The sequence below is a fragment of the uncultured Campylobacter sp. genome, assembly GCF_937949835.1.
Classification (GTDB): Bacteria; Campylobacterota; Campylobacteria; order Campylobacterales; family Campylobacteraceae; genus Campylobacter_B.
In genome coordinates, this window is record NZ_CALEDC010000021.1 from 1 (window position 1) to 2077 (window position 2077).

Here is a 2077-nt window from a genome sequence, read left to right on the forward strand (position 1 = left end):
CGCCGCTAGAATTTTCCACGCCTTTTAAGCTTACCGTTTCGCTTTGTTTGCATTTCGTTTTTGCTAAATCGCGCGCAAGAGCCGTCGCAGCAAGGATTTCGCGCTCATAAGGCTTCAAAGAATTAATCAAATTTTTTAACATAAAATTTCCTAAAAATCATCTCGCCGCCGATCAGCGCGCCGATGAGGACGTATGAGATCGCGCCGCAGTAAACGCTCCAATAAATTTTATCTCGCGGTAGCAGCAGCGCCGCGCTAAGCAGGCCGTTTAGCACGAAAAATCCGAGCCAAACTTCGGTCAGCTTGCGCGTGTAGGCGCGGCCGTGCTCGTTGAGACCTGGCTGCTTCAAAAGCGCTAGGCGCGTGATCGCGGGCGTCGATCTTAGGCTGAGCGCGAAAAGCGCCGCGAGCGAGAAATTTATTATGAGCGGATACAGGTACGCAAGCGTTCCACTGCCAAAAAGGGCGCACAACGCAAAAAATGCCGCGCTCGCGCCCTTAATAGCGCGATCTTTACTTTCAAAAACAGCTCGCGCTCCCCATAGCGCGCTCATTGCCACAAGCAAGCAGACCCGCACGCCGCCGTGCAAAAAATACAGGCCAAAAGGGTAAAACACGCTTAAAATTACGGTAGCTGTTTTTAAAAATATCGTTCGTCGCAATCTTTGCAATCCTTAAATTTAGCCGCGAGGGCTTGGTTTTTACCGCGGCAGTTTTAGCTTTGTCGCAGCAATTTTGTTTTACCGCGGCTGACTAGGCTTTTGCTGCTGCGATTTTGGTTTTGCCGTGGCGGTTTTTGGTTTTGTTGCTAGCAGCGCGATCGTTGCAATCTATACCGCGCCGAGATACTTTAAATTTAGCCTCGGCGCCACGGTTTTGTGCGCCATACTTTTAAAATTTAAATTCAGTCGCGCTTGCCGCCTTAAAATTCTAGCCGCATCTTAAAATTTAGCTGCGCTTTAATTTAGCTCGCGGTACTGCGCCCGCGATCAGATCCGCTAAATTAAATTTAGTCGAAATTTTAAAATTTTGAAATTTTATGAAAACGACGATCGCAAAAGAAACAGCGTCTTTTAAAATTTCAAAATTTTACCCAAGTTCGCAGATTAAAATTTTAAAATTTTAATCTGCAAAGCGCTTTACATACTAGCTTAAAAGCGGCAGGTAAGCGGACTTTGTGCCGTGCCGCTTAAGCGCTAAGCCCGTAAAAACCGCTCGCTCCATGCTTTTTCAATTAAAACGTTCGCCGTTCGCCGCGCACTTTTGATAATGTTCGCTGCGTCTTATCAAACCACCACGCGCACCAAACAAAATGCCGCCGTTGCTATCTATCAAGTCAACCGCTGCCTCTGTGCCGCCGCAAAGTAAATTACCGAGCCGCCGCACTCGCGATCTTACCGCGCCGCGCGGCGAAATTTAACTCTCGCCGCCCGTAGTTTCCACGCTCGTGTCTTGATCGAGCTTCGCCGCTACGGCATCCACGATGTCGCCAAGGGTTTGGATGTTTTTAAAATCATCGGGCATCAGCTTATAGCCCGTGTTTTTCTTGACGTAATCGACCAGATCGATCGCGTCGATGCTGTCGATCTGCAGATCCTCGTAAATTTTAGCCTCAGGCACGACCTTGCTCTCGTCGATCTCGAAAAGCTCCACGAGCGCCTTTTTTAAAATTTCAAAAATTTCATCTTTACTCATTTTTACTCCTATTTTCGGCGATGTATTGCGCCAAAGACGCAACGGATGAGAAAATTTGCTTTAAATTTTGGGTTTTTGAGTTAAGCACGATGCCATATTTTTTCTGCACCAAAAGCCCAAGCTCCAGCGCATCGACGGAATCTAGCCCGAGCCCGTCGCCAAAAAGTGGCTCATCGTCATTTATGTCGCCGGGTGCTACGTCTTCGAGGTTTAGCCCCGAAATGATCAGCTCCTTAAGTTCCAAAATTTCTTCGTTCACAGATTCTCCTTTTCATATAGATTTGATATTTTTTCGTAGAGTTTGCGCACTCGGATCGGGTTTGGGCGATCCGGCTCGAAGCCCGTTAGATCAAGCGTGCACAGCTCATAGAGGTCGTATTTC

General features: G+C 47.6%; 3 protein-coding genes. All 3 read right to left on the reverse strand.

All coding sequences use genetic code 11. The features are described 5' to 3' along the window. Nucleotides 1–122: 122 nt before the first annotated feature. On the reverse strand, nucleotides 123–662 hold the full coding sequence (locus Q0256_RS00485) for a DNA gyrase subunit B (RefSeq protein ID WP_297959031.1): 540 nt from the start codon (nucleotides 660–662) through the stop codon (nucleotides 123–125). A gap of 754 nt (nucleotides 663–1416) precedes the next feature. After that, nucleotides 1417–1695, reverse strand: a complete 279-nt coding sequence (locus tag Q0256_RS00490) for an acyl carrier protein (RefSeq protein ID WP_297959033.1) — start codon at nucleotides 1693–1695, stop codon at nucleotides 1417–1419. Then, nucleotides 1688–1954 carry a phosphopantetheine-binding protein gene (locus Q0256_RS00495; RefSeq protein WP_177388711.1) on the reverse strand — a complete coding sequence of 89 codons (267 nt, stop codon included), beginning with the start codon at nucleotides 1952–1954 and terminating at the stop codon, nucleotides 1688–1690. The genes Q0256_RS00490 and Q0256_RS00495 overlap by 8 nt, the downstream gene beginning before the upstream one ends. Nucleotides 1955–2077 lie beyond the last annotated feature (123 nt).